General features: G+C 46.6%; 2 protein-coding genes. One reads left to right on the forward strand and one right to left on the reverse strand.

Annotated features, from left to right (window positions below; all coding sequences use genetic code 11):
- The coding region (locus PGX78_RS07450) for an acetyl-CoA hydrolase/transferase family protein (protein ID WP_270446248.1) at positions 1 to 1054 on the forward strand (1054 nt) is incomplete at its 5' end.
- Between the two features lie 50 nt (positions 1055 to 1104).
- On the opposite strand, the gene PGX78_RS07455 is transcribed toward PGX78_RS07450, so the two are convergent.
- Positions 1105 to 2472, reverse strand: coding sequence for an aminopeptidase (locus PGX78_RS07455; RefSeq protein WP_270446249.1), 1368 nt, complete (start codon positions 2470 to 2472; stop codon positions 1105 to 1107).
- Positions 2473 to 2582 lie beyond the last annotated feature (110 nt).

A 2582-nucleotide genomic window follows, 5' to 3' on the forward strand; every position in this document is an offset into this window, starting at 1 on the left:
GGCTTACCATGAACCTATGCTCTTCCGCCACTGCGGTTCCTATTATGAACAGGGCATCGCTCCCGTCGATGTAGCCATGCTTACCGTCTCCCCCATGGACAGGCACGGTAATTTCAGCTTCGGCCTCACGAACTGTTGCCAACAGGAAATGTTAGATGCGGCTCGCAAGATTATCGTCATTCCGAATAAGCACATGCCCGTTATCTCGGGCCTGGCTAATGACCATATCCATATTAGCGATGTGGACTACATCGTCGAATCGGACACTCCGTTGCCGACTATGCCTAATCGCAATCCCGGAGACATTGACATTAAAATTGCCGAACACATCTTTCCGTATTTACGCGACGGCATGACACTTCAACTCGGCATTGGCGGGATGCCTAACGCCTTGGGCTCACTTATTGCCCAATCCGATTTGAAAGACTTGGGCATGCACACTGAATTGATGAGTGACGGGTACTTGGAGCTGTACAAGGCCGGGAAAATCACGAACAAAAAGAAAACCCTCCACCGCGGCAAAGGTGTTTTCTCCATTTGCATGGGTTCGGAAGAGTTATACGACTTTCTTCACCAAAACGAGTCAATACTCTCGGCCCCTATGTCATATGTAAATAATCCGACTGTCATGGCGGAACTGGATAATTTTATTTCTATTAACAGCTGTATCTCCATGGACTTGTACGGACAAATTTGTTCCGAATCATCGGGCACACGACAAATCAGCGGTACCGGAGGCCAACTTGACTTCGTAACCGGAGCCTACAGTGCTGCTCACGGCAAGGCATTTCTCGCCATGCCGTCCATGTATGTCGACAAAAAGGGTATCCGCCACTCCAATATATTTCCGCATTTTACGAGAGGCGATATCATTACGACTCCGCGCACGCAAGCTCCGTACATGGTTACGGAATACGGCATAGCCAGACTCGTCGGCTTACCTACCTGGGAGCGGGCCGAGAAGATCATCGGTTTAGCTCACCCCGACTTCCGCGAAGAGTTGATTCAAGCTGCTGAAAAGCAACAAATTTGGCGAAAAAGCAACAAACGATAATACAAAACGTCCTGTCAAATCAGATTTGACAGGACGTTTTTACATTTTTGTTACTTACTTTCAAAGAAGGCTTTATAGGCAAGGTAAGCACAGTACGCATCGGTTTTGGCAACCAATTCAAGCGGTGCGTGCATACTGAGCATGGCTACGCCGCAATCAACGACTTCACAACCCCAGTCGGCCATAATATAGGCAATAGTACCGCCACCCCCCTGGTCTACCTTACCGAGTTCCCCCGTTTGCCAAGGCACACCGTTTGCATTGAAAATCCGCCGCACTTGTGCCAAAAACTCGGCGTTCGCATCATTACTTCCGGCTTTACCGCGAGCTCCCGTATATTTACATAAGCAAATACCGTAACCCAAGCGTGCCGAATTATTTTCTTCGTAGGCTCCGGGGAACACGGGATCAAAAGCCGCACACACATCGGCTGACAAAACCTTGCTATGGCGCAACATGCGGCGGACAAATAATTCTTCCTTCTTCCCCTGTAAAGCCAGTAGTTCCGCTACAAAATCCTGGAAATACGATGACTGAACACCGGTATTTCCTACGGACCCGATTTCTTCTTTATCCGCAAAAAGGGCAATTTGAGTAAATTCCCCTGCCGTTGCATCCAAAATCCCCGCCAAGTTGGCATATGAGCACACTCTATCGTCATGTCCGTGTGCCATAATCATGGAACGATCCAATCCTACATCCCTACTCTTTTGGGCCGGAACTATTTCCAGTTCCGCACTGGCAAAATCCTCTTCTTCTATGCCGTATTTATCTTTGAGAATCTGCAATATTGCCGGTTTGACTTCCTCTTCTTCCCCGCAAAGCCCGACAACCGGCATAAGCATTTCACCTTCAATCGCTTCACTTAATTTTTTTACCGCCTGGTCTTTTCCCAAATGAGGTAATAAGTCATTAATAAAAAATACGGGATCATCCGGATTATCGCCAATAGAAACTTCTGTCTTATGACCGTCCGTATTATATACGACTCCGATTAAACTCAAAGGCCGACATACCCACTGGTATTTTAAAACTCCGCCATAATAGTGGGTCTTAAAATAAACGATTTTATTTTTTTCGACAACCGGCATTACCTTTAAATCCAATCGCGGGCAATCTATATGAGAGCCGACGATCCTGGCTCCGTTTTCCAAGGGGCATTTTCCAATGACTGCCAAAATAACGGACTTGTCCTTTTGATTCCAGTAAACCTTATCTCCCGCTTGCAAACTCGTATATGAGTCTATAGAACGAAATCCCGCACTCTCAGCCTGTCCGAGAATTTCTTTAGCTGCCAAGCGTTCCGTCCGTGCCGTATCAAGAAACTGACGATAATTTTTACAATATTCATCAACCTTTCTCCGTTCCTGCACATCAAATCTGGCCCATACGCTATGTTCTCTATCAAAAGTCTGCATTCTCTTCCTCCCACTTAATAAGCTTCTTATACAGTTCACTCCGACCGCAAGCGCTCATAACCCGTATCGGAATCTTCTTTATTATAATACATCATATTGAAATAAACAGG

The organism is Megasphaera sp. AF13-6AC (genome assembly GCF_027685385.1).
Classification (GTDB): domain Bacteria; phylum Bacillota; class Negativicutes; order Veillonellales; family Megasphaeraceae; genus Megasphaera; species Megasphaera micronuciformis.

Bases quoted from the DNA above. Each gene is read 5' to 3' on its own strand.
- PGX78_RS07455 (WP_270446249.1), bottom strand. From the start codon at position 2,472: ATGCAGACTTTTGATAGAGAACATAGCGTATGGGCCAGATTTGATGTG.